Genomic DNA, 21,315 nt, shown 5'->3' with positions numbered 1-21,315 from the left:
GAGGACAGGGCCAGCGGCGACTACATCACCGGTCTTGAGGGTGCCGTTCTGCACAAGCAGGGTGGCGACAGGACCTTTCGCCTTGTCCAGGTGAGCTTCGATCACGGTGCCGCGGGCCAGACGATCCGGGTTGGCCTGCAGGTCTTCCACTTCGGTGACCAGTAGCAGCATCTCCAGCAGCTTGTCGATGTTCTCGCCCTTGATGGCGCTCACCGGCACCATCACCACATCGCCACCCCAGTCTTCCGCCAGCAGGTTTTGCTCAGACAGCTCCTGCTTCACCCGTTCAGGCGATGAGCCCTCCTTATCGATCTTGTTGATCGCTACCACGATCGGCACTTCAGCGGCCCGGGCGTGGCTGATGGCTTCTAGGGTCTGTGGCCGGACGCCGTCATCAGCGGCCACCACCAGCACAGCCACGTCGGTCACCTTGGTGCCGCGGGCTCGCATGGCCGTGAACGCTTCGTGGCCCGGAGTGTCCAGGAAGGTGAGCTTGCGTTGCTCGTTGTTGTGCTCGATCTCAACCTGATATGCACCGATGTGCTGGGTGATGCCGCCGGCCTCACCCGCAGCGACGCGGGCCTGACGGATGGCATCCAACAGACTGGTTTTGCCGTGGTCGACATGGCCCATGACGGTGACCACGGGTGGACGCCGGATCAGGTGAGCCTTGTCGGCCTCTTCGATCATTTCGACGGTCTTCTTGGCCGCCTCCTCCACGTCGTCCTGGAGCACCGGCACACCGAATTCGTCAGCGACGGCCTCGATCGTCGGCATGTCCAGGGTCTGGGTGACCGTGGCGATGATCCCCTTGAAGAACAGGGATTTGATGATCTCTGAGCTTTCGACGCTCAGCATGTCCGCCAGTTCCTGCACTGTGAGGTTGTCCTCAGGCACCACGATCATTTCGGGCCGCACCTGCTTGGCTTCGCGGGCTGCCCGCAGCTCCATGGCACGCCGGCGCTGACGCTGACGGGCGGTTTCCTTCTTGCGCTTGCGCATCGCCGCCACCGGCTTGGGTGCGGTGCGCTGCTGCGACTTGGGCTTAGCGGGACGAGCCAGGCTCGCCGAGAGAACCATATTCTCCTGTTCGCCAGCGAAGCCGCCGGTCTGTGCCGCCAGTGAATCATCGTTTTCACCGATAATGTGCACCTTTTGGCGCTGCTTCTGCGGTGAGCGGCTGCGTAGAGCATCGAGCCGGGCACTGTCATCCCAGTCGGGCCGGCCAGGCCGCCGTTGGCCACCAGGGCCACCGGCACGGAAGCTGGGACGGCGGGGTGCCGAGGGGGCATTCGGACGCGCCACGGGCGGGGTGGCCGTTCCTGCACCTGCACCGGCTTTGGTGGGCGCATCGGGACGGCGGGGTGCCGGTGCCACCGGCCTGCCGACAGGCTTCTGTAGCTGTATGAGCTCACCGGGAGCCACCGGTTTGCGCATTCCAGCGGGCATGCCGGGACGTCCAGGGGCTCCCGGACGGGTGGGCGCGCCAGGACGACCGCTACCGGTGCTGCTGCCGTCGCGACGAATCGGCTTGCCGACCAATTCCAGAGTGTTGCCGCTGCGGGGAGGCAGACCCTGTCGGGTGGGGGCTCCTGGACGGCTTGGACCGCCCTGGCGTTGAGGCACGCCGGTGCCAGCAGGACGGCGGGGCACGGGTTTGCCCACCAGTTCAGGCCTGGGGGTGGGCCGTGAAGGTGCTCCGGGCTTCGTGGGAGCGCCGGCACGAGATGGCGCGCCTGCGCGGATGATCTGTGGCTTAGGCTGACCCTGGCCAGGGGTGGGTCGTGCTGGACTTCCAGCCCCTGCGGGCCGCGGCGCCGGGCGAGCCGGCGTGGGTGCCGTGGGTTTGGCAGCAGCCTTGGGTTTGCTTACCAGTTCCGGTTTGCTCGCAGCCGGCTTGCTGACGACCTGCGGCTTGGCCGCGGCAGGTCGTGGCACGGGCTTTGCCGCCGTCGGTCGGCTCGGGGCTGCAGGTGGTTTTTGAGGCGCTGCGGGCCGCGCAGGTGCTGCCGATGATTTCACCGGGGCCGGCGCCGGCTTGCTCGGGGCTGCGGGGGCCGCTTTCTTCACCGAGAGGATGGCCTTCCCCGGTGCGGGCTTGGCAGGGGCCGCTGCCGCGGGCTTCGCACCATTCCCGCCTTTGCCAAGCAGCGAACGGATCTTTCCGGCTTCAGCATCACTGATCGAGCTGCTGTGGCTCTTCGCAGCGATCGACAGCTTTTCAGCCGCATCCAGTACGTCCTTGTTCTCAAGGCCGAGGTCCTTGGACAGCTCGTAAATTCTGACTTTGCCGCTGCTGGTCATTCAGTTCGGGTCTCCGATCGGTCCGGGCATGGAATGCCGCGGTGGCCACGCACAACGTGAGGCCAAGGTTCAGTCTGCCTCAGCGGCTTCACCAACGCTTTGGTGAAGCCGCTGTTTCAACACCGCAAGCACTGTTTCAGGCACCTGACAACGCAAGGCTTTCTGCAGACGTTTGCGACGGGTCGCCTCCTCAAGGCAGTGCTCCTCGCGGCAGAGATAGGCCGAACGGCCCATCCCCTCATCGAGGAGAACTCCGTCCTGATGGTCGCGGATCACCCTCCAGAGTCGGCGGCGATCCAAGAGCTGGCGGCAGGCCACGCAGCGACGCAGGACGGGGCGGTCACTCACCGGACCTGCTCCTGATCGGGATCGTCATCAGCTTCAACCCCTGCGTCCGTGGTTTCAGCTTCGGTCTCAGTGCCGACTTCCACCTCAGCGGGCTCCTCGTCAGAGAACTCCTGCTCGGGCAGCTCCTCGCCGTACTCCTCCTCGTCTTCGGGCAGCGGATACAGCTCCCGCAGGCGTGCATCCTCTTCCGCCCGAGCGGCCTGTTCGGCGGCCAGCCGTTCTTCGGCTTGCTGCTGGAGGGCTTCCTCCTCCTCCCGCTGGGAGATCAGCTCTGCCACCACGGCATCCTCTGCTTCTTGGTCGTATTCGGTGGAGTTCTTGATGTCGATTTTCCAGCCGGTGAGTCGGGCAGCCAGGCGCACGTTCTGGCCTTCGCGGCCGATGGCCAGGCTCAGCTGATCGGGAGGCACCAGCACATGGGCGTGTTGGCCCACGGGATCCACCAGGCGCACCATTTCCACCCGAGCTGGGCTGAGGGAATTGGCGATGTACTGGCCCGGATCCTGGGACCAGCGGATCACGTCGATTTTTTCTCCACGCAGTTCGTTCACCACCTGCTGAATCCGGGAGCCGCGGGCGCCAATGCAGGCGCCGACGGGGTCCACCTCGCGTTCGATGCTGTCGACAGCCACCTTGGTGCGGGGGCCCACTGAACGGGAGGGGGGATTGGCTTCACGGGCCACGGCCACGATCCAAACGGATCCTTCCTGAATTTCGGGAACTTCGTTCTCAAACAGGTAGACCACCAAACCGGCATTGGAGCGGCTGACGAACAGCTGTGGTCCCCGGCGGGGCACTTCGCTCACCTCTTTCAGGAAGACCTTGAAGGTGGCGTTGGCGCGGTAGTTGTCGTTGGGCAGCTGATCGCGCCGGGGGAGTTCCGCTTCTACTTCCGGACGTCCTAGGCCTGAGCTGACCGCCATGATCACCGACTGGCGCTCGAAGCGGATCACCCGGGCCGTCAGCACCGGATCCTCCAGATCAGCGAATTCCTCCTGGATCATGCGGCGCTGCTGATCCCGCAGCTTTTGGGCCAGCACCTGCTTAGTGGTGGCGGCGGCCATGCGGCCGAAATCTTCTTTCTCTGGGGTCACATCCAGCACCACAGTGTCGCCCACCTGGGCGTCATCGGCCACCTGCATCACCTCGGCGATCGCGATCTGGTGGTCTTCGCTCTCCACCTCATCAACAATTATCTTGCTGGCGAGAACCCGGTAGCCCTCTTCCTCCAGGTCGAGGCCAACGTCAAAGTTGCTGAAGTACTCCTCATCAAAGGGGTCTTCGCTGATGCCGAGATACAGGGTGCGCCGGTAGCGCTCGTAGCCCTTCAGCAGGGCCTCCCGCAGGGCCGCTTCCACCACCTGGGGCGGCAGCTTCTTCTCTTCACTAATGTCGTCGATCAGGTTGCTGAGACCGGGAAGCAGGACGAGAGCCATCGCGTTGGGTTAGTGGAAAAGAAAGGAGCGGTTGCAGGGGTGTGAACGCTGGGTTCAGCTGCCTGGACTCGTGAGGCGGACACCGATCACGCAATCCCGGGGAATCTGTTTGATTCGCCCGCGAATGTTGATCTGCAGCGTGTCGGCGTCGCGTTCGAGCAAGAGGCCCTCCAGGCCTTGCTCGCTGTCGTCCTTATCGCGGTGATGCACTTTTACCGGGAAACCGCGAAAGGTTTCAAAGTCGCGATCGCTGGACAGCTGGTCGTCGATGCCGGGACTGCTGATTTCAAGAACATACGCGTCAGTGAGCAGGATGGAGGCCTCAAGGGCATCCCCCAAAACGCCACTGAAACCTGCGCAGTCATCGAGACTCACATCCGCTCCACTGCTGTGACGGATCTGCACTTCCAGGGTCATTGGGCTCATGTGGGTGAGCAGCTGAATGCCGCAAAGGGCAAAGCCTTTGCTAGCGGCCACGTCGGTGGCCAGCGTTTCGATATTTGGAAGCAGAGGATGAGGCAACGCGAACTGAGGGCGGACGTCGGCCCGACGTGCATTTCAGTTGTGACCGATCTCCCGTAGGGAGATGCCCGTCGGACACACTTTCAATGTACGGGACCGTCTGCCCGTCGTCAGGTGTTGCCAAGATCGATGGCTGGTGCATCGGGGAAGGCGTCGCCCGGCTGCTCGAGGCCGCGCCCGTCGGAATCCTGATTGATGCAGAGGCGTCGACGCTCCGGATCTGTCACGTACTGGCAGACGCGACTCCAGAGTTTGCTGCGGCTGCCCTTGGGGCCATTGCTGAACGTCACCACATCGGGAAGGCCAGGCCGGTCTTCGATCACGACCTGGCAGAGCTCACAGCGTTGTGAAGCAGCGGATTCGCTCAAGGGTGAAGCTCACAAAACGGCTTGACCCTAAGCAGTGGACTCAAGACCTGCTGTGCGATCAGTGGCAGCCCTGAACGGAAATGCGGCAACTGAATCCAGTGGCTTGTGGATCCTTGTTGGCGCCGATCCTGAAATTCACCTGGCTGATGCTCTTGCCCGGCACCTGCTGGAAGGGACCGAACATCCGGCCTGTCCCCACGGGCGGCTGCAGTTGTTCATCGGCCACCTTGCTGTTGCTGCCGTCGCTGAATTTGAGGAAGGCTTGGATCGGATAGCTGCTGGGGTTGCTGGAGTCAGCGGTGAAAAACAGCTTGAAACTGCGGTAGGGCTGATCCACCACGAAATCGGTGTTCCAGTTGGTGCGGCCGATGGCTTTGCCGATCAGGCCCTTGGGACGCTCCACCTTCTTTTTCACAATCGGGTCACCGCCCCCCACCGGTGGCAGAAAGCTGCAAGCGGCCTGGGCTTGCAGCGGAAGGACCAGCAGGCCCAGCGCGGGCAGATTGCATGGAGAGTTTGCTCAATCGGGCGTGAGTAGCCTCAGGGGAAGACCTTCTTCAAACCGTTCCAACAGCACCTGAACAGGAATCTGGGTGCCGAAGCGGCAGGCGTTGGTTTCGCTGGAGGCGAGGATGCCGTGTTCCCAGAACTTGTTGCTGCCGTTGCCCCCACCGCAGAGGCCGAAGTACTCGCAGCCCTTGTGGCAGGGCTCCACGCCGCTGATCATGTCGGCCATGAGCCGATGGAACTGATCGGTGTGGGTGGATTCCACCAGCGACAGATCCTTGAGATTGCGATCGATTTGGACCAGGGCCCGTTTCTCGGGTTGGATCCGATAAAAAGAAGGCAATTCATTAGGTCTTGTATTGCGGTACGCCCTGCGTCAACTCTTGGCCGTTCTGGTAGCCGTGGCGGTCCTGGTCGGTGCTGGAGCCGCCGCTCAGGCCCTGGAGCACAGCTTTGTGGCCGATGCCGTTCAGCGGGTGGCCCCTGCGGTGGTTCGGATCGACACCGAGCGCACCGTGGAACGTCAGCCGTTTGACCCCACGCTGCTCGATCCTCTGCTGCGGGACCTGCTGGGGGACCCTCCGGCAGGTCCGGAGCGGGAACGGGGCCAAGGCTCCGGTGTGGTGATCGATGCCAAGGGGCTTGTGCTCACCAACGCCCATGTGGTGGATCGGGTGGAGTCCGTCAGCGTCACCCTGGCCGACGGCGAACAGCGGGATGGCCAGGTGGTGGGCACCGATGCGGTGACGGATCTGGCCCTGGTGCGTCTCGAGGGGGATCAACTGCCGTCGCGGGCTCCCTTGGGTGATTCGGAAGCCATGCAGGTGGGCGATTGGGCGATCGCCCTCGGCACCCCGTTTGGATTGGAACGCACGGTGACCCTGGGCATCGTCAGCAGCCTGCACCGCAACATCAACAACCTTGGCTTCGCCGACAAACGGCTGGAACTGATTCAGACCGATGCCGCCATCAACCCCGGCAATTCCGGTGGGCCGTTGGTCAACGGCGATGGCCAGGTGATTGGCATCAACACCCTGGTGCGGTCGGGCCCTGGGGCCGGCCTCGGTTTTGCCATCCCGATCAACCTGGCCCGCCGGGTGGCCGATCAGCTGCAGCAGCAGGGTGAAGTGGTGCATCCCTACATCGGTCTCCAACTCGTCGCGCTCACGCCCCGCATCGCGCGCGAGCACAACAAGGACCCCAATGCCCTTGTGCAGCTGCCGGAACGCAGCGGTGCCCTGGTGCAAGCCGTGCTTCCCGATGGCCCGGCCGAAAAAGCAGGACTGCGCCGCGGCGATCTGTTGATCACGGTGGATGAGCGCGACATTCCCGACCCTCAGGCGTTGCTCGAGGTGGTGGATGCCGCAGCCATCGATGTTCCCCTGCCCTTGAAGGTGCTGCGGGCGGGCCGCGAGCTGACCCTTTCCGTCAAACCGGAGCCCCTGCCTGGGATGGCTTGAAACCCTTGCTACGGTTCCGCCCAAAGGATGTGACCTGATGGCTGATCTACAGACTCAGATGAAGCAGGCGGTGGCTGATGCCGCTGTTGAACAGATCAAGGACGGCATGGTGCTGGGTCTGGGATCAGGCTCCACCGCAGCGTTGATGATTCAGGGCCTGGGGGCCAAGCTCGCCAGCGGCGAACTCAAAGACATCGTCGGTGTCACCACCTCCTTCCAAGGAGAGGTGTTGGCCGCCGAGCTCAACATTCCCCTACTCAGCCTCAACGCCGTCAGCCGGATTGATCTGGCCCTCGATGGTGCCGACGAAGTCGACCCTGGCTTCCAGTTGATCAAGGGCGGTGGCGCTTGCCACGTGCAGGAAAAACTCGTGGCGGCACGGGCAGATCGTTTTGTGGTGGTGGTGGACTCCACCAAACTGGTGGACCGTCTCAACCTTGGATTTTTGTTGCCGGTGGAAGTGCTTCCCGGGGCCTGGCGCCAGGTGAAGCATCAGCTGGAAGTCCTCGGGGGCAGCGCTGAGCTGCGCATGGCCCAGCGCAAGGCCGGCCCCGTGGTCACCGATCAGGGCAACCTGGTGCTGGACGCTAAACTCGACGGCGGCATCACCGATCCCGTGGCCCTGGAGCAGATCATTAACAACATCCCCGGTGTGCTGGAGAACGGCCTGTTCGTCAACATCACCGATGAGATTTTGGTTGGTGAGATCGTCGATGGCGTGGCGGGTGTCCGCAGCCTGGAGAAGCGCCTCAGCTGAGACGCCGCCTCACTGATTCAGCGTGGCTGTGCAGGCCTTCACTGGTGGCCAGCTCCTGCACAGCTGAACCCGTTGCTTCCAGTGCAGCCCGGTTGAAACCGATCAGCGACGTGTGGCGCATGAAGGTCTCAACGCTCAGGGCCCCGCTGAAGCGCGCGGCTCCACAGGTTGGCAGTGTGTGGTTCGGCCCTGCCAAGTAATCCCCCACTGCTTCTGGAGACCAGGGGCCTAGGAAAATGGCTCCGGCGTTCTGAATGCGATCCGCCAGGGGGTCGGGCCGCTCCACCAGCAGCTCCAGGTGTTCGGGGGCGAAGCTGTCGCTCAAGCGGGCACAGCTCTCGAGGTCGTCGCAGACCACCACCAGCCCCCAGTCCCGCAGAGCGGCTTCGCAGATCTCCTGGCGGGGGTGATCGGCCAGCTGTTCGGCCACTGCGGCGTTGATCCCGTCGGCCAATGCAGGGTCGGTGGTGATCAGCACCGCCGCCGCCAGGGGGTCGTGCTCCGCCTGCGCCAACAGATCCGCCGCCACCTGATCGTGCTTGGCGGAGTGGTCTGCAATCACAAGTACTTCGCTCGGTCCCGCCAGGGAATCGATAGCCACCTGACCGTACACCGCCTGTTTCGCCAGGGTTACGTAAAGGTTCCCGGGACCACTGATCACATCCACCTTGGGCACGCTGTCGCTGCCGTAGGCCATGGCGGCGACAGCTTGGGCACCTCCGAGGCGGAACACCGTTTTCACACCGGCGAGGTGGGCCGCTGCCAGCACCACGGGGGTAACCGCACCATCCCGTCTGGCGGGGGAACAGATCACCACATCTTTCACGCCGGCGACCCGGGCTGGCACCGCATTCATCAGCACGGTGCTGGGGTAAGCCGCTCGTCCTCCGGGCACGTAGAGACCTGCCCGCTCCACCGGTCGCCAGCGCCGCCCGAGCTGTTCGCCGTGGGGGCCCGTCACCGCCAGATCGGCGGGACGTTGGCGTTGGTGAAAATCGGTGATGCGGCGATGGGCCAGCTCCAGGGCGTCCCGCAAGTTGGTCGGCAGCGAAGTCCAGGCCTGTTCGAGTGCCTCGGGGGGAACCTCCATCGGTTCTGGCCGGAAGCCATCGAACCGTTCGGTGAAATCGGCAATGGCCGCATCGCCTCGGTCGCGCACCGCCGAAAGGATGGTCTCAACCCGCTCACGGGCTTCACCTTGCTGAGATTGTGTGGTGCGGCCTAACAACCGCTGAAGTTCCGTCTGGGCCTGTTCCGGATCCCGCACGATGCGAAGGGGAGCAACGGCCGGTTGGCTCACAGACAAAGGAACGGTGGAAGATCTCAGCCAAGTTAGGACTCCACAACGCAGGGAAGGGGGTCCTGTCAAGGAGTAAAGTGCCCGATTGTTCGTAACGTTGAAGCCTCAGTGGCCAATAACAAGTCAGCCAAGAAGCGGATTGAGATTGCTGAGCGCAACCGTCTGCGCAATCGCACCTACAAGTCGTCGATGCGCACCCTGATGAAGCGCTGCTTCGCCGCCTGTGATGCCTACAGCGCCACCCCTGGGGATGAAGCCAAGGCCAGCGTCCAGACCTCCATGCGTGCCGCCTTCAGCAAGATCGACAAGGCCGTGAAAGTTGGTGTGCTGCACCGCAACAATGGCGCCAATCAGAAGTCCCGCCTTAGCGCGACTGTGCGCAAGGTGCTCGAGCCCGCCAGCTGATTCGGTTTCAACCGGCAGAATGGGCCGAAAGCGCGTTTCGGCCCAGCTGTGTCCCCCACCCCGACGTTGATTGACAGTCACTGTCACATCGTCTTTCGCAACTTTGATGACGATCTCGATGAGGTGGCCTTACGCTGGCGTGAGGCTGGGGTTGGTGCTCTGCTGCACGCCTGCGTCGAACCCTCTGAAATTCCGGCGATCCGCGCCTTGGCGGATCGGTTCCCGGAGATGCGCTATTCCGTCGGCGTCCATCCGCTGGATACCGAGCATTGGCGGGATGACACGGTGGCGGTGCTGCGTCGGGCGGCCTTGGAGGACGATCGGGTGGTCGCCATCGGGGAGCTCGGGCTCGATCTCTTTCGTGACAAGAATCTCGAGGAGCAGCTTGCTGTGCTGCGTCCTCAATTGGATCTGGCGATGGAGTTGAGCCTGCCGGTGATCATCCACTGCCGGGATGCCGCCGAGCCGATGCTGGAGGAACTGCGGGCCCGCAAGGCGCAGGGCCGTTGCCCTGGAGGGGTGATGCACTGCTGGGGCGGCACCCCCGATGAAATGCACCAGTTCCTGGATCTCGGCTTCTACATCAGTTTCAGTGGCACCGTCACCTTTCCGAAGGCGGAGCCGACCCACGACTGCGCCCGTCAGGTGCCGGAGAATCGTTTCCTGGTGGAAACCGATTGCCCTTTCCTAGCCCCTGTGCCTCGCCGAGGCAAGCGGAACGAGCCGGCCTTTGTGGCCTCCGTTGCCACGCGGGTGGCCGCGCTCCGCGGCGTGGATCTCGACAGCGTGGCCTGCAGCAGCACCGCCAACGCCCGGCGTTTGTTCGGACTCCCTTAACCGGAGTTCCAAGGGTGTCGAGCCCATATGTAAGATGTCGTATTGGTCTGGTCATGCGCAGGATTCCTTCTTGTGTGTGGTGGCTGAAGCGTCCATTTCCTTCCGGTGCAATTGTCGTCGTCAGCTGATCTGACCCGCGATTTCTGAACAGCAGTAGCGGCGCTGTCGGTTCCGTCCTGGAAGCCGTCGGTGCCGCTGTCGTGTCGAATCGTCCTGTCGGGTGAGCTGTTGCCGCCAATCCAGTCCTCCCCAGTCCCTTCGTCCTCTCTGCCGGTCCCCGCATGAGCAGCAGCGCGATTCAGGTCGCCAAGACCGCCACCTACCTCCCTGATCTGGTGGAGGTGCAGCGGGCCAGCTTTAAGTGGTTTTTGGATCAAGGTCTGATCGAGGAGCTGGAAAGCTTCTCGCCAATCACGGATTACACCGGCAAGCTGGAGCTGCACTTCATCGGTAGCGAGTACCGGCTGAAGCGTCCCCGCCACGATGTGGAAGAGGCCAAGCGCCGTGATGCGACCTTCGCGTCGCAGATGTATGTGACCTGCCGTTTGGTCAACAAGGAGACCGGTGAGATCAAGGAGCAGGAGGTCTTCATCGGCGAACTGCCGCTGATGACCGAGCGCGGCACGTTCATCATCAACGGCGCAGAGCGCGTGATCGTGAACCAGATCGTGCGGAGCCCCGGTGTCTATTTCAAGGATGAAATGGACAAGAACGGCCGGCGCACCTACAACGCCAGCGTCATCCCCAACCGGGGTGCCTGGCTGAAGTTTGAGACGGATAAGAACGACTTGCTCCACGTCCGTGTGGACAAGACCCGCAAGATCAACGCGCACGTGCTCATGCGTGCCATGGGTCTGTCCGACAACGACGTGCTCGACAAGCTGCGTCATCCTGAATTCTACAAGAAATCGATTGATGCCGCGAACGACGAGGGCATCAGCTCGGAAGATCAGGCGCTGCTTGAGCTCTATAAGAAACTGCGCCCGGGTGAACCCCCCTCAGTGAGTGGTGGTCAGCAGCTGCTGCAGACCCGTTTTTTTGATCCCAAGCGCTACGACCTCGGTCGGGTCGGCCGCTACAAGATCAACAAGAAGCTGCGTCTCACCATCCCCGACATGGTGCGCACCCTCACCCATGAGGACGTGCTCTCCACCCTCGATTACCTGATCAACCTGGAGCTGGATGTCGGCGGCGCCAGTCTCGATGATATCGACCACCTCGGCAACCGCCGCGTGCGTTCCGTGGGTGAACTCCTGCAGAACCAGGTTCGAGTGGGTCTGAACCGTCTTGAGCGGATCATCAAGGAACGGATGACCGTCGGAGAAACCGATTCGCTGACCCCAGCGCAGTTGGTGAACCCCAAGCCCCTGGTGGCGGCAATCAAGGAGTTCTTCGGCTCCAGCCAACTCAGCCAGTTCATGGACCAGACGAACCCTCTGGCTGAGCTCACCCACAAGCGCCGCATCTCGGCTCTTGGACCCGGTGGTCTCACTCGCGAGCGTGCAGGTTTCGCTGTTCGCGATATTCACCCATCCCACTACGGCCGTCTCTGCCCGATTGAGACCCCGGAAGGTCCCAACGCCGGTCTGATCAACTCCCTGGCCACCCACGCCCGGGTTAACGAGTACGGCTTCATCGAAACTCCGTTCTGGAAGGTGGAGAACGGCGTCGTCCTGAAGGATGGCGATCCGATCTACCTGTCTGCAGACCGGGAAGACGAAGTGCGTGTTGCCCCTGGTGACGTGGCCACTGAGGACGACGGCCGGATTTCGGCGGATCTGATTCCTGTGCGTTACCGCCAGGACTTCGAGAAGGTCCCCCCCGAGCAGGTCGACTACGTCGCCCTCTCTCCGGTACAGGTGATTTCCGTGGCAACGTCCCTTATTCCCTTCCTGGAACACGACGACGCCAATCGCGCCCTGATGGGCTCCAACATGCAGCGTCAGGCTGTTCCGTTGCTGCGTCCCGAGCGTGCCCTGGTGGGCACTGGTCTGGAAACCCAGGTGGCCCGCGACTCCGGCATGGTGCCGATCTCCCGGGTGAGTGGCACCGTCACCTATGTGGATGCCAACGCCATCGTTGTTCAGGACGAGGACGGCAACGACCACACCCACTTCCTGCAGAAGTATCAGCGCTCCAACCAGGACACCTGCCTGAACCAGCGCCCGATCGTCCGCTGTGGCGATCCCGTGATCGTCGGTCAGGTGATGGCGGATGGCTCGGCCTGTGAAGGCGGCGAAATCGCCCTGGGTCAGAATATTCTGATCGCTTACATGCCCTGGGAGGGTTACAACTACGAGGACGCGCTGCTGGTCAGCGAGCGGCTGGTCACCGAAGACCTCTACACCTCGGTTCACATCGAGAAGTACGAGATCGAGGCCCGTCAGACCAAGCTCGGACCTGAGGAGATTACCCGCGAGATCCCCAACGTCGCTGAGGAAAGCCTTGGCAACCTCGATGAGATGGGCATCATCCGCGTGGGTGCTTTCGTTGAAAGCGGCGACATCCTTGTGGGCAAGGTGACACCCAAGGGTGAATCCGATCAGCCGCCGGAAGAGAAGCTGCTGCGCGCGATCTTCGGTGAGAAGGCCCGTGATGTGCGCGACAACTCCCTGCGGGTGCCCGGCACCGAGCGTGGACGTGTTGTGGACGTGCGCATCTACACCCGTGAACAGGGTGATGAGTTGCCCCCCGGCGCGAACATGGTGGTGCGTGTTTATGTGGCCCAGCGCCGCAAGATCCAGGTCGGCGACAAGATGGCCGGCCGCCACGGCAACAAGGGCATCATCAGCCGCATCCTTCCCCGGGAGGACATGCCCTATCTGCCCGACGGCACCCCGGTCGACATCGTGCTCAACCCCCTGGGTGTGCCGAGCCGGATGAATGTGGGTCAGGTGTTCGAGCTGCTGATGGGTTGGGCGGCGTCCAACCTGGATTGCCGCGTGCGCATCGTTCCCTTCGATGAGATGCACGGGGCTGAGAAGTCGCAGCAGACCGTCGAGACCTTCCTCAAGGAAGCCGCCAAGCAGCCCGGCAAGGGTTGGGTGTACGACCCTGAGGATCCCGGCAAGCTGCAGCTGCGGGATGGCCGCACCGGTCTGCCCTTCGATCAGCCCGTGGCCGTGGGTTACTCCCACTTTCTCAAGCTGGTTCACCTGGTGGATGACAAGATTCACGCCCGTTCCACCGGCCCCTACTCCTTGGTCACCCAGCAGCCCTTGGGCGGTAAGGCACAGCAAGGTGGTCAGCGTTTGGGTGAGATGGAGGTATGGGCCCTCGAGGCCTATGGCGCCGCTTACACCCTGCAGGAACTGCTCACGGTCAAATCCGACGACATGCAGGGCCGTAATGAGGCCCTCAACGCCATCGTCAAGGGCAAGCCGATCCCCCGCCCGGGTACGCCGGAATCCTTCAAGGTGCTGATGCGCGAGCTTCAGTCCCTGGGTCTGGACATCGCCGTCTACACCGACGAAGGCAAGGAAGTGGATCTGATGCAGGACGTGAACCCCCGTCGCAGCACCCCCAGCAGGCCCACCTACGAATCCCTCGGCGTCGCGGATTACGACGAGGACTGACGGATCAACGAACCAACCGATTCCCCGCTCCTTCCTCCTTAACCGTCAATGACCAACAGCAACCTCCGCACCGAGAATCACTTCGATTACGTCAAGATCACCCTCGCCTCACCCGATCGGGTGATGGAGTGGGGACAGCGCACCCTGCCCAACGGTCAGGTTGTCGGTGAGGTCACCAAGCCGGAGACCATCAACTACCGCACCCTCAAGCCCGAGATGGACGGGCTGTTCTGCGAAAAGATCTTTGGCCCTTCCAAAGATTGGGAATGCCACTGCGGCAAGTACAAACGGGTGCGTCACCGGGGCATCGTTTGTGAACGCTGCGGTGTGGAGGTCACCGAGAGCCGTGTGCGTCGTCACCGCATGGGCTTCATCAAGCTGGCGGCACCCGTCTCCCACGTCTGGTACCTGAAGGGGATCCCCAGCTACGTGGCCATCCTGCTGGACATGCCCCTGCGGGATGTCGAGCAGATCGTTTACTTCAACTGCTACGTGGTGCTGGATCCCGGCGACCACAAGGACCTGAAGTACAAGCAGCTGCTCACGGAAGACGAGTGGCTGGAAATTGAAGACGAGATCTACGCCGAAGATTCCGAGATCGAGAATGAACCCGTGGTGGGCATCGGTGCCGAGGCCCTCAAGCAACTGCTGGAAGACCTCACCCTCGATGAAGTGGCTGAACAGCTGCGTGAGGAGATCAACGGCAGCAAGGGTCAGAAGCGCGCCAAGTTGATCAAGCGTCTGCGCGTGATCGACAACTTCATCGCTACCAACGCCCGTCCCGAGTGGATGGTGCTGGATGTGATCCCGGTGATTCCGCCCGATCTGCGTCCAATGGTGCAGCTCGACGGCGGTCGCTTCGCCACCAGTGATCTCAATGATCTCTACCGGCGGGTGATCAACCGCAATAACCGTCTGGCGAGGCTCCAGGAAATCCTGGCTCCTGAAATCATCGTCCGCAACGAGACGCGGATGCTGCAGGAGGCCGTCGATGCTCTGATCGATACCGGCCGTCGCGGTCGCACCGTGGTGGGTGCCAACAACCGTCCGCTCAAGTCACTGAGCGACATCATCGAAGGCAAGCAAGGCCGCTTCCGTCAGAACCTGCTGGGTAAGCGGGTCGACTACTCCGGTCGTTCCGTGATTGTGGTGGGTCCGAAGCTGAAGATGCACCAGTGCGGTCTGCCCAAGGAGATGGCGATCGAGCTGTTCCAGCCCTTCGTGATTCACCGCTTGATCCGCCAGAACATCGTCAACAACATCAAGGCGGCCAAGAAGCTGATTCAGCGTGCCGACGATGAAGTGATGCAGGTGCTGCAGGAGGTGATCGACGGTCACCCGATCCTGCTGAACCGTGCTCCAACCCTGCACCGTCTCGGCATCCAGGCCTTCGAACCCAAGCTGGTGGATGGCCGCGCCATTCAGCTGCACCCCCTGGTCTGCCCAGCCTTCAACGCTGACTTTGACGGTGACCAGATGGCCGTTCACGTGCCCCTGGCCATCGAGGCGCAGACCGAGGCCCGCATGTTGATGCTGGCCAGCAACAACATTCTGTCGCCTGCGACCGGCGAGCCGATCATCACCCCGTCCCAGGACATGGTGCTCGGCTCCTACTACCTGACGGCGCTTCAACCCGGTGCCTCCAAGCCCGACTTCAGCGATCGCAGCTGCACTTTCGCAGGGCTGGAGGATGTCATCCACGCCTTCGAAGACAACCGGATCGGTCTGCATGACTGGGTATGGGTCCGCTTCAACGGTGAAGTTCAGGATGATGAAGAGCTGGATGCCCCCAGCAAGAGCGAATCCCTCAGCGATGGCACGCGCATCGAAGAGTGGAGCTTCCGCCGCGACCGTTTCGATGAAGACGGTGCCCTGATCAGTCGCTACATCCTCACCACTGTGGGCCGCGTGGTGATGAATCACACGATCATCGACGCGGTGGCCGCCGCCTGAATCAAACCAGATGTCCTTCCTCCCTACCTCCTGAATCCGCGCGCAGCCATGACCTCGTCCTCGAAATCCCGCAAGTCCAAATCCAGTAAAGCTTCCAAGGCCGCCAAAGAGGCTCCCGTGAGCGCATCGCGTCCGCTCTCGAAGACCCCGCCGCCGTTCCGCAACCAGGTCATCGACAAGCGGGCCCTCAAGCAGCTCGTTGCCTGGTCCTACAAGAATCACGGCACGGCGGTGACGTCGTCCATGGCCGACAACCTCAAGGATCTTGGCTTCAAGTACGCCACTCAGGCGGCTGTGTCGATCTCTGTCGACGACCTCAAGGTGCCCGAGGCGAAGAAAGATCTGCTGGGCCAGGCCGAGGAACAGATCACGGCCACCGAAGAGCGCTATCGCTTGGGTGAAATCACCGAGGTGGAGCGTCATACCAAGGTGATCGACACCTGGACAGAGACCAACGAGCGTCTGGTGGATGCCGTCAAAAAGAACTTTGATGAGAACGCACCGCTGAACTCAGTGTGGATGATGGCCAACTCCGGTGCCCGGGGAAACATGTCCCAGGTGCGTCAGCTGGTGGGCATGCGCGGCCTGATGGCCAACCCGCAGGGCGAAATCATTGACCTTCCGATCCGCACTAACTTCCGTGAGGGCCTGACTGTCACTGAGTACGTCATCTCCTCCTACGGCGCCCGGAAGGGTCTCGTGGATACGGCGCTGCGCACCGCCGACTCGGGCTACCTCACCCGTCGTCTGGTGGACGTTGCCCAGGATGTGATCGTCCGTGAGGACGATTGCGGCACGACCCGCCACATCGTGGTGGACGCTGAGGACGGCAAATTCGGCAGCCGGCTTGTGGGTCGCCTGACCGCTGCCCAAGTGGTGAATGCCGATGGCGAGGTGCTGGCTGAGCGCGACACCGAAATCGATCCGCCGCTGTCCAAGTCCTTTGAGGCCGCTGGCGTGAAGGCCGTGAGTGTGCGTTCGCCGCTCACCTGCGAAGCCAACCGTTCCGTCTGCCGTAAGTGCTACGGCTGGGCACTGGCCCACAACGAACTGGTCGACCTGGGAGAAGCCGTCGGCATCATCGCGGCTCAGTCGATCGGTGAGCCTGGAACCCAGCTCACCATGCGGACCTTCCACACTGGTGGTGTGTCCACCGCTGAAACCGGTGTGGTCCGCTCCAAGGTGGCAGGCACCGTCGAGTTCGGTAGCAAGGCGCGGGTGCGTCCCTACCGCACCCCCCATGGTGTTAACGCCCAACAGGCTGAGGTTGATTTCAACTTCACGATCAAGCCGTCCGGCAAGGGCAAGGCCCAGAAGATCGAGATCACCAATGGCTCCCTGTTATTCGTCGACAACGGTGCTGACATCGATGCCGACGTCACGTTGGCGCAGATCGCTGCTGGTGCGGTCAAGAAGAGTGTGGAGAAGGCCACTAAGGACGTGATCTGCGACCTGGCCGGTCAGGTGCGCTACGAGGAGGCGATCCAGCCCCGTGAGGTCACCGACCGCCAGGGCAACATCACCCTGAAGGCTCAGCGCCTCGGCCGGATGTGGGTGCTGTCAGGTGATGTCTACAACCTGCCGCCCAACGCTCAGCCTGTGGTCAGCAGTGACACCCAGGTCACCGAGGGGCAGGTGCTGGCCGAAGCCAGCCAGCGAAGTGAGTACGGCGGTGAAGTTCGCCTGCGCGACTCCATCGGTGATTCCCGCGAGGTGCAGATTGTCACCACGGCGATGACCCTCAAGGACTTCAAACTGCTGGAGGAGTCCACCCACTCCGGTGAGATCTGGAATCTCGAGGCCAAGGACGGCACCCGTTACCGCCTCAACACCATCCCCGGTAGCAAGATCGGTTCCGGTGAGGTCATCGCTGAACTGGCGGATGACCGCTTCCGCACCGGCACCGGAGGTCTGGTGAAGTTTGCACCTGGTTTGGCGATCAAGAAGGCCCGTTCCGCCAAGAATGGTTACGAGGTCAACAAGGGCGGCACCTTGCTGTGGATCCCCCAGGAGACCCACGAAATCAACAAGGACATCTCTCTGTTGATGATCACCGACGGTCAGTGGATCGAGGCCGGCACCGAGGTTGTCAAAGACATCTTCAGCCAGACCGCGGGCATCGTCACCGTCACCCAGAAGAACGACATCCTCCGCGAAATCATTGTCCGCAGTGGTGAGTTCCACCTCTGCACCGATGCCAAGGCGCTGGAGCGTTTCGACGGTGATGGCCAGATGGTCCACCCCGGTGAGGACATCGCCAAGGGGCTGTCCGTTGACACGATGAAGTACGTGCAGACGGTAGAGACCCCCGAAGGCAAGGGTCTGCTGCTGCGTCCGGTTGAGGAGTACACCATTCCCAACGAGGCCCAGCTGCCTGAGCTGTCCCATGTGAAGCAGGCCAATGGCCCTCACCTCGGCATCAAGGCCACCCAGCGCCTGGCGTTTAAGGACAACGAACTGATCAAATCCGTTGAAGGTGTGGAGCTGCTCAAGACCCAGCTGCTGCTCGAGACCTTCGACACCACCCCGCAGATGACGGTAGATGTGGAGAAGGCCCCCGACAAGCGGGCCAAGACCATTTCCCGTCTGCGCCTCGTGATCCTCGAGTCGATCCTGGTGCGTCGCGACACCATGTCCGACTCCAGCCACGGCTCAACCCACACCGAGCTGCAGGTCGAAGATGGCGTGTCAGTGAAGGCTGGCGATGTCGCCGCCACCACGCAGATCCTCTGCAAGCAGGCAGGTCTGGCCCAGTTGCCGGAAGCCACGGAAGCTGACCCGGTGCGTCGGATGATCGTGGAACGCCCCGAAGATACCATCACCCTGAGCACTTCCGGCAAGCCGGTGGTGAGTGTTGGTCAGCGGATTGTCGATGGCGATGCCCTTGCCGACGGCGAAACCGCCAGCTGCTGTGGTGAAGTCGAGGCCGTCAGCGGCAACAGCGTCACCCTGCGCCTGGGACGCCCCTACATGGTGTCTCCCGACTCCGTCCTGCACTTGCGCGATGGAGATCTGGTGCAGCGGGGTGATGGCCTGGCACTGCTGGTGTTCGAACGCCAGAAGACCGGTGACATCGTTCAGGGTCTGCCCCGAATCGAGGAATTGCTGGAGGCCCGTCGCCCCCGTGAATCCGCGATTCTCTGCAAGAAGCCCGGTACCGTTGAGATCAAGCAGGGTGAAGACGACGAGTCCCTCGCCGTCAACGTGATCGAATCCGATGACGCCATCGGTGAATATCCGATCCTGCTCGGCCGCAACATCATGGTGAGTGATGGCCAACAGGTCACTGCTGGTGAACTGCTGACCGATGGCCCGATCAACCCCCACGAGTTGCTCGAGTGCTACTTCGAAGATCTGCGCAGCCGCAAGCCTCTGATGGAGGCCGCTCAGGAGGCGATCGCCAACCTGCAACACCGTTTGGTGACTGAGGTTCAGAACGTCTACAAATCTCAGGGCGTCTCTATTGACGACAAGCACATCGAAGTGATTGTGCGTCAGATGACCAGCAAGGTTCGGATTGAAGATGCAGGCGACACCACCCTGTTGCCGGGTGAGCTGATCGAACTGCGTCAGGTGGAAGACACCAACCAAGCCATGGCGATCACCGGTGGGGCTCCCGCCGAGTTCACCCCGGTTCTGCTGGGTATCACCAAGGCGTCGCTCAACACCGACAGTTTCATCTCCGCCGCCTCCTTCCAGGAGACGACCCGGGTGCTGACGGAAGCTGCCATCGAAGGCAAGAGCGACTGGCTGCGCGGTCTCAAGGAGAACGTGATCATCGGTCGCTTGATCCCTGCCGGTACCGGCTTCAGCGGCTTCGAAGAAGAGCTGCAGAAGGAGGCTGGCCCCCACCCCGACATCCTTTCGGAGGATCCGGCCGGCTACCGCCGCATGCAGAACCTACGTCCCGACTACACCGTCGACATGCCCCCTGCGGCCAGCGCCAGTGCGGTGCTGGATGACCCCAGTGACGCCGACCTCGAGGCCACCCGCACCCGCCACAACATCGACCCCTCGGCGAGCAATTTCGCCGCGTTCACCCGTCCGGACGCCGACAATGAGCTGAAGGAAGAGCAGGTTGTCGATGCTGAAGCCGTTGAGGGTCTTCAGGAAGAGGGCCTGCTCTCTGACGAATGAGCTCCGCTCATTCGTTCACCATTGCAGCCCCTTCCATGCCTGAGCCCATTGAGATCCCCAAGAGACGCCTGCCCAAATATGGGTTCCACACCCATACTGAGCGGCTGAACGGACGTCTGGCCATGCTTGGCTTCATCGCCCTAATGGCGGTGGAGATCAAGCTTGGTCATGGTCTGCTGATCTGGTGACCCAGGCTCTGCTGGGTCGCAGCGTGGCCGAGCTGCAGGACTGGGCCGTCGCCCAGGGGCAAAAGCCGTTCCGCGGCCGTCAACTCCATGACTGGATCTATGCCAAGGGGGCTCGATCCCTGGCCGGCATCACGGTCTTCCCCAAGACCTGGCGTGCCGCCTTGTTAGAGGGTGGCATCGATGTGGGCCGGCTGAAGGAAGTGCATCGTTCGGTGGCCACGGATGCCACCACCAAATTGCTGCTCTCCACCGAGGACGGCGAAACCATTGAAACCGTCGGCATTCCCACCGATCAACGGCTCACCGTCTGTGTGTCCAGCCAGGTGGGTTGTCCCATGGCCTGCCGCTTCTGCGCCACCGGCAAGGGGGGGCTGCAGCGTTCACTTCAGACCCACGAAATCGTAGATCAGGTGCTGAGTGTGCGTGAGGCGATGGACCGACGTCCCTCCCACATCGTGTTCATGGGCATGGGCGAGCCCCTGCTCAACAGCAGCGCTGTGCTGGAGGCGATCCGCTGCCTCAATGATGACCTCGGCATCGGCCAACGGCGCATCACCGTCAGCACGGTGGGTATTCCGAAAACCTTGCCGCAGCTCGCGGAACTGGCCATGCAGCGGTTGGGCCGCGCCCAGTTCACCCTGGCGGTGAGCCTCCATGCCCCCAACCAGCGGCTTCGCGAGGAGCTGCTTCCCACAGCCCATGCCTACCCCTATGACGCTCTCCTCGAGGATTGCCGTCATTACCTTGAGGTGACTGGTCGGCGGGTGAGTTTTGAGTACATCCTTCTTGGTGAACTCAACGATCAGCCCGAGCACGCCGCAGAGCTGGCGGATCGCGTTGGCGGCTTCCAGAGTCACGTGAACTTGATCGCCTACAACCCGATTGAGGAGGAGGAGTTCAAACGACCGACGCCGCAGCGGATCGAGGCGTTTCGTCGCGTTTTGGAACGACGCGGTGTCGCCGTGAGTCTGAGGGCCAGCCGGGGGCTCGATCAAAATGCGGCTTGCGGTCAGCTCCGGCGTCAGCAGATGGCTCCAAATTCATCCGGGAGCTGAAGGGTGGGCTGATGGCCTTGAGGGCCTGTTTCTCAGCACACTGCTGAGAAACAGGGTCTGCGAATGACAGCGATCGATTGGCTGCTTCTCGTTGCTTACCTCGTTCTCACCCTGGTGTTGGGGTTGTGGCTGGCCCGCCGCAACAGCGGCGAGGCGGATTATT

17 protein-coding genes are annotated in these 21,315 nt (G+C 62.3%); 9 read left to right on the top strand and 8 right to left on the bottom strand.

The genetic code is table 11. The features are described 5' to 3' along the window. The 7 genes from infB to ACGVJ8_RS05420 form a co-directional block, all read right to left on the bottom strand. The coding region (gene infB, locus ACGVJ8_RS05450) for a translation initiation factor IF-2 (RefSeq protein ID WP_392346141.1) at positions 1-2,304 on the bottom strand (2,304 nt) is incomplete at its 3' end. A gap of 69 nt (positions 2,305-2,373) precedes the next feature. Beyond that, a complete protein-coding gene (locus ACGVJ8_RS05445; RefSeq protein WP_392346139.1) occupies positions 2,374-2,652 on the bottom strand; it encodes a YlxR family protein in 279 nt (92 codons plus the stop codon). Continuing rightward, on the bottom strand, positions 2,649-4,088 hold the full coding sequence (nusA, locus tag ACGVJ8_RS05440) for a transcription termination factor NusA (RefSeq protein ID WP_392346137.1): 1,440 nt from the start codon (positions 4,086-4,088) through the stop codon (positions 2,649-2,651). Before nusA ends, ACGVJ8_RS05445 begins: the two co-directional genes overlap by 4 nt. A gap of 54 nt (positions 4,089-4,142) precedes the next feature. Next, on the bottom strand, positions 4,143-4,610 hold the full coding sequence (rimP, locus tag ACGVJ8_RS05435) for a ribosome maturation factor RimP (RefSeq protein ID WP_392346135.1): 468 nt from the start codon (positions 4,608-4,610) through the stop codon (positions 4,143-4,145). A 110-nt stretch (positions 4,611-4,720) separates the two neighbouring features. Then, complete coding sequence (locus ACGVJ8_RS05430; RefSeq protein WP_392346133.1) at positions 4,721-4,978, bottom strand: hypothetical protein; 258 nt, start codon at positions 4,976-4,978, stop codon at positions 4,721-4,723. A gap of 58 nt (positions 4,979-5,036) precedes the next feature. Further along, positions 5,037-5,480, bottom strand: a complete 444-nt coding sequence (locus ACGVJ8_RS05425) for a hypothetical protein (RefSeq protein WP_392346145.1) — start codon at positions 5,478-5,480, stop codon at positions 5,037-5,039. An 18-nt stretch (positions 5,481-5,498) separates the two neighbouring features. Then, positions 5,499-5,828 (bottom strand): hypothetical protein, encoded by a 330-nt coding sequence (locus ACGVJ8_RS05420; protein WP_392346131.1) that lies wholly within the window; start codon positions 5,826-5,828, stop codon positions 5,499-5,501. A gap of 49 nt (positions 5,829-5,877) precedes the next feature. Here ACGVJ8_RS05420 and ACGVJ8_RS05415 point away from each other — a divergent pair, with 49 nt between their 5' ends. Continuing rightward, complete coding sequence (locus tag ACGVJ8_RS05415; RefSeq protein ID WP_392346143.1) at positions 5,878-6,945, top strand: trypsin-like peptidase domain-containing protein; 1,068 nt, start codon at positions 5,878-5,880, stop codon at positions 6,943-6,945. A 37-nt stretch (positions 6,946-6,982) separates the two neighbouring features. Then, the gene (gene rpiA / locus ACGVJ8_RS05410; protein ID WP_392346129.1) at positions 6,983-7,702 is read left to right on the top strand and encodes a ribose-5-phosphate isomerase RpiA; all 720 of its coding nucleotides are present in this window, start codon (positions 6,983-6,985) and stop codon (positions 7,700-7,702) included. Here the strand turns inward: rpiA and hisD are convergent. Then, positions 7,695-9,002, bottom strand: coding sequence for a histidinol dehydrogenase (hisD, locus tag ACGVJ8_RS05405; RefSeq protein WP_392346127.1), 1,308 nt, complete (start codon positions 9,000-9,002; stop codon positions 7,695-7,697). The genes rpiA and hisD overlap by 8 nt on opposite strands. Before the next feature lie 108 nt (positions 9,003-9,110). On the opposite strand from hisD, the gene rpsT reads away from it, so the two are divergent. The 7 genes from rpsT (at position 9,111) to rlmN (ending at position 21,152) form a co-directional block, all read left to right on the top strand. Continuing rightward, positions 9,111-9,407 (top strand): 30S ribosomal protein S20, encoded by a 297-nt coding sequence (gene rpsT / locus ACGVJ8_RS05400; RefSeq protein ID WP_392346125.1) that lies wholly within the window; start codon positions 9,111-9,113, stop codon positions 9,405-9,407. A gap of 48 nt (positions 9,408-9,455) precedes the next feature. After that, entirely contained in the window at positions 9,456-10,244 is a 789-nt protein-coding gene (locus ACGVJ8_RS05395) for a TatD family hydrolase (protein ID WP_392346123.1), read from the top strand. A 281-nt stretch (positions 10,245-10,525) separates the two neighbouring features. After that, positions 10,526-13,819, top strand: a complete 3,294-nt coding sequence (rpoB, locus tag ACGVJ8_RS05390) for a DNA-directed RNA polymerase subunit beta (protein WP_392346121.1) — start codon at positions 10,526-10,528, stop codon at positions 13,817-13,819. Between the two features lie 48 nt (positions 13,820-13,867). After that, on the top strand, positions 13,868-15,772 hold the full coding sequence (locus ACGVJ8_RS05385) for a DNA-directed RNA polymerase subunit gamma (protein ID WP_392346119.1): 1,905 nt from the start codon (positions 13,868-13,870) through the stop codon (positions 15,770-15,772). A gap of 48 nt (positions 15,773-15,820) precedes the next feature. Next, complete coding sequence (locus tag ACGVJ8_RS05380; RefSeq protein ID WP_392346117.1) at positions 15,821-19,909, top strand: DNA-directed RNA polymerase subunit beta'; 4,089 nt, start codon at positions 15,821-15,823, stop codon at positions 19,907-19,909. Between the two features lie 35 nt (positions 19,910-19,944). Then, positions 19,945-20,097, top strand: coding sequence for a high light inducible protein (locus ACGVJ8_RS05375; RefSeq protein ID WP_392346115.1), 153 nt, complete (start codon positions 19,945-19,947; stop codon positions 20,095-20,097). Further along, positions 20,094-21,152 carry a 23S rRNA (adenine(2503)-C(2))-methyltransferase RlmN gene (rlmN, locus tag ACGVJ8_RS05370; RefSeq protein WP_392346113.1) on the top strand — a complete coding sequence of 353 codons (1,059 nt, stop codon included), beginning with the start codon at positions 20,094-20,096 and terminating at the stop codon, positions 21,150-21,152. Before ACGVJ8_RS05375 ends, rlmN begins: the two co-directional genes overlap by 4 nt. Positions 21,153-21,315 lie beyond the last annotated feature (163 nt).

It is taken from the genome of Parasynechococcus sp., from assembly GCF_042954245.1.
Classification (GTDB): domain Bacteria; phylum Cyanobacteriota; class Cyanobacteriia; order PCC-6307; family Cyanobiaceae; genus Parasynechococcus.
This window is presented reverse-complemented; position numbering and strand designations above follow the sequence as displayed.

Excerpts from the sequence above, each read along its gene's own strand:
- nusA (WP_392346137.1), bottom strand. The coding sequence starts at position 4,088 with ATGGCTCTCGTCCTGCTTCCCGGTCTCAGCAACCTGATCGACGACATT.
- rpiA (WP_392346129.1), top strand. The coding sequence starts at position 6,983 with ATGGCTGATCTACAGACTCAGATGAAGCAGGCGGTGGCTGATGCCGCT.
- rpoB (WP_392346121.1), top strand. The coding sequence starts at position 10,526 with ATGAGCAGCAGCGCGATTCAGGTCGCCAAGACCGCCACCTACCTCCCT.
- ACGVJ8_RS05385 (WP_392346119.1), top strand. The coding sequence starts at position 13,868 with ATGACCAACAGCAACCTCCGCACCGAGAATCACTTCGATTACGTCAAG.
- ACGVJ8_RS05380 (WP_392346117.1), top strand. The coding sequence starts at position 15,821 with ATGACCTCGTCCTCGAAATCCCGCAAGTCCAAATCCAGTAAAGCTTCC.
- ACGVJ8_RS05375 (WP_392346115.1), top strand. The coding sequence starts at position 19,945 with ATGCCTGAGCCCATTGAGATCCCCAAGAGACGCCTGCCCAAATATGGG.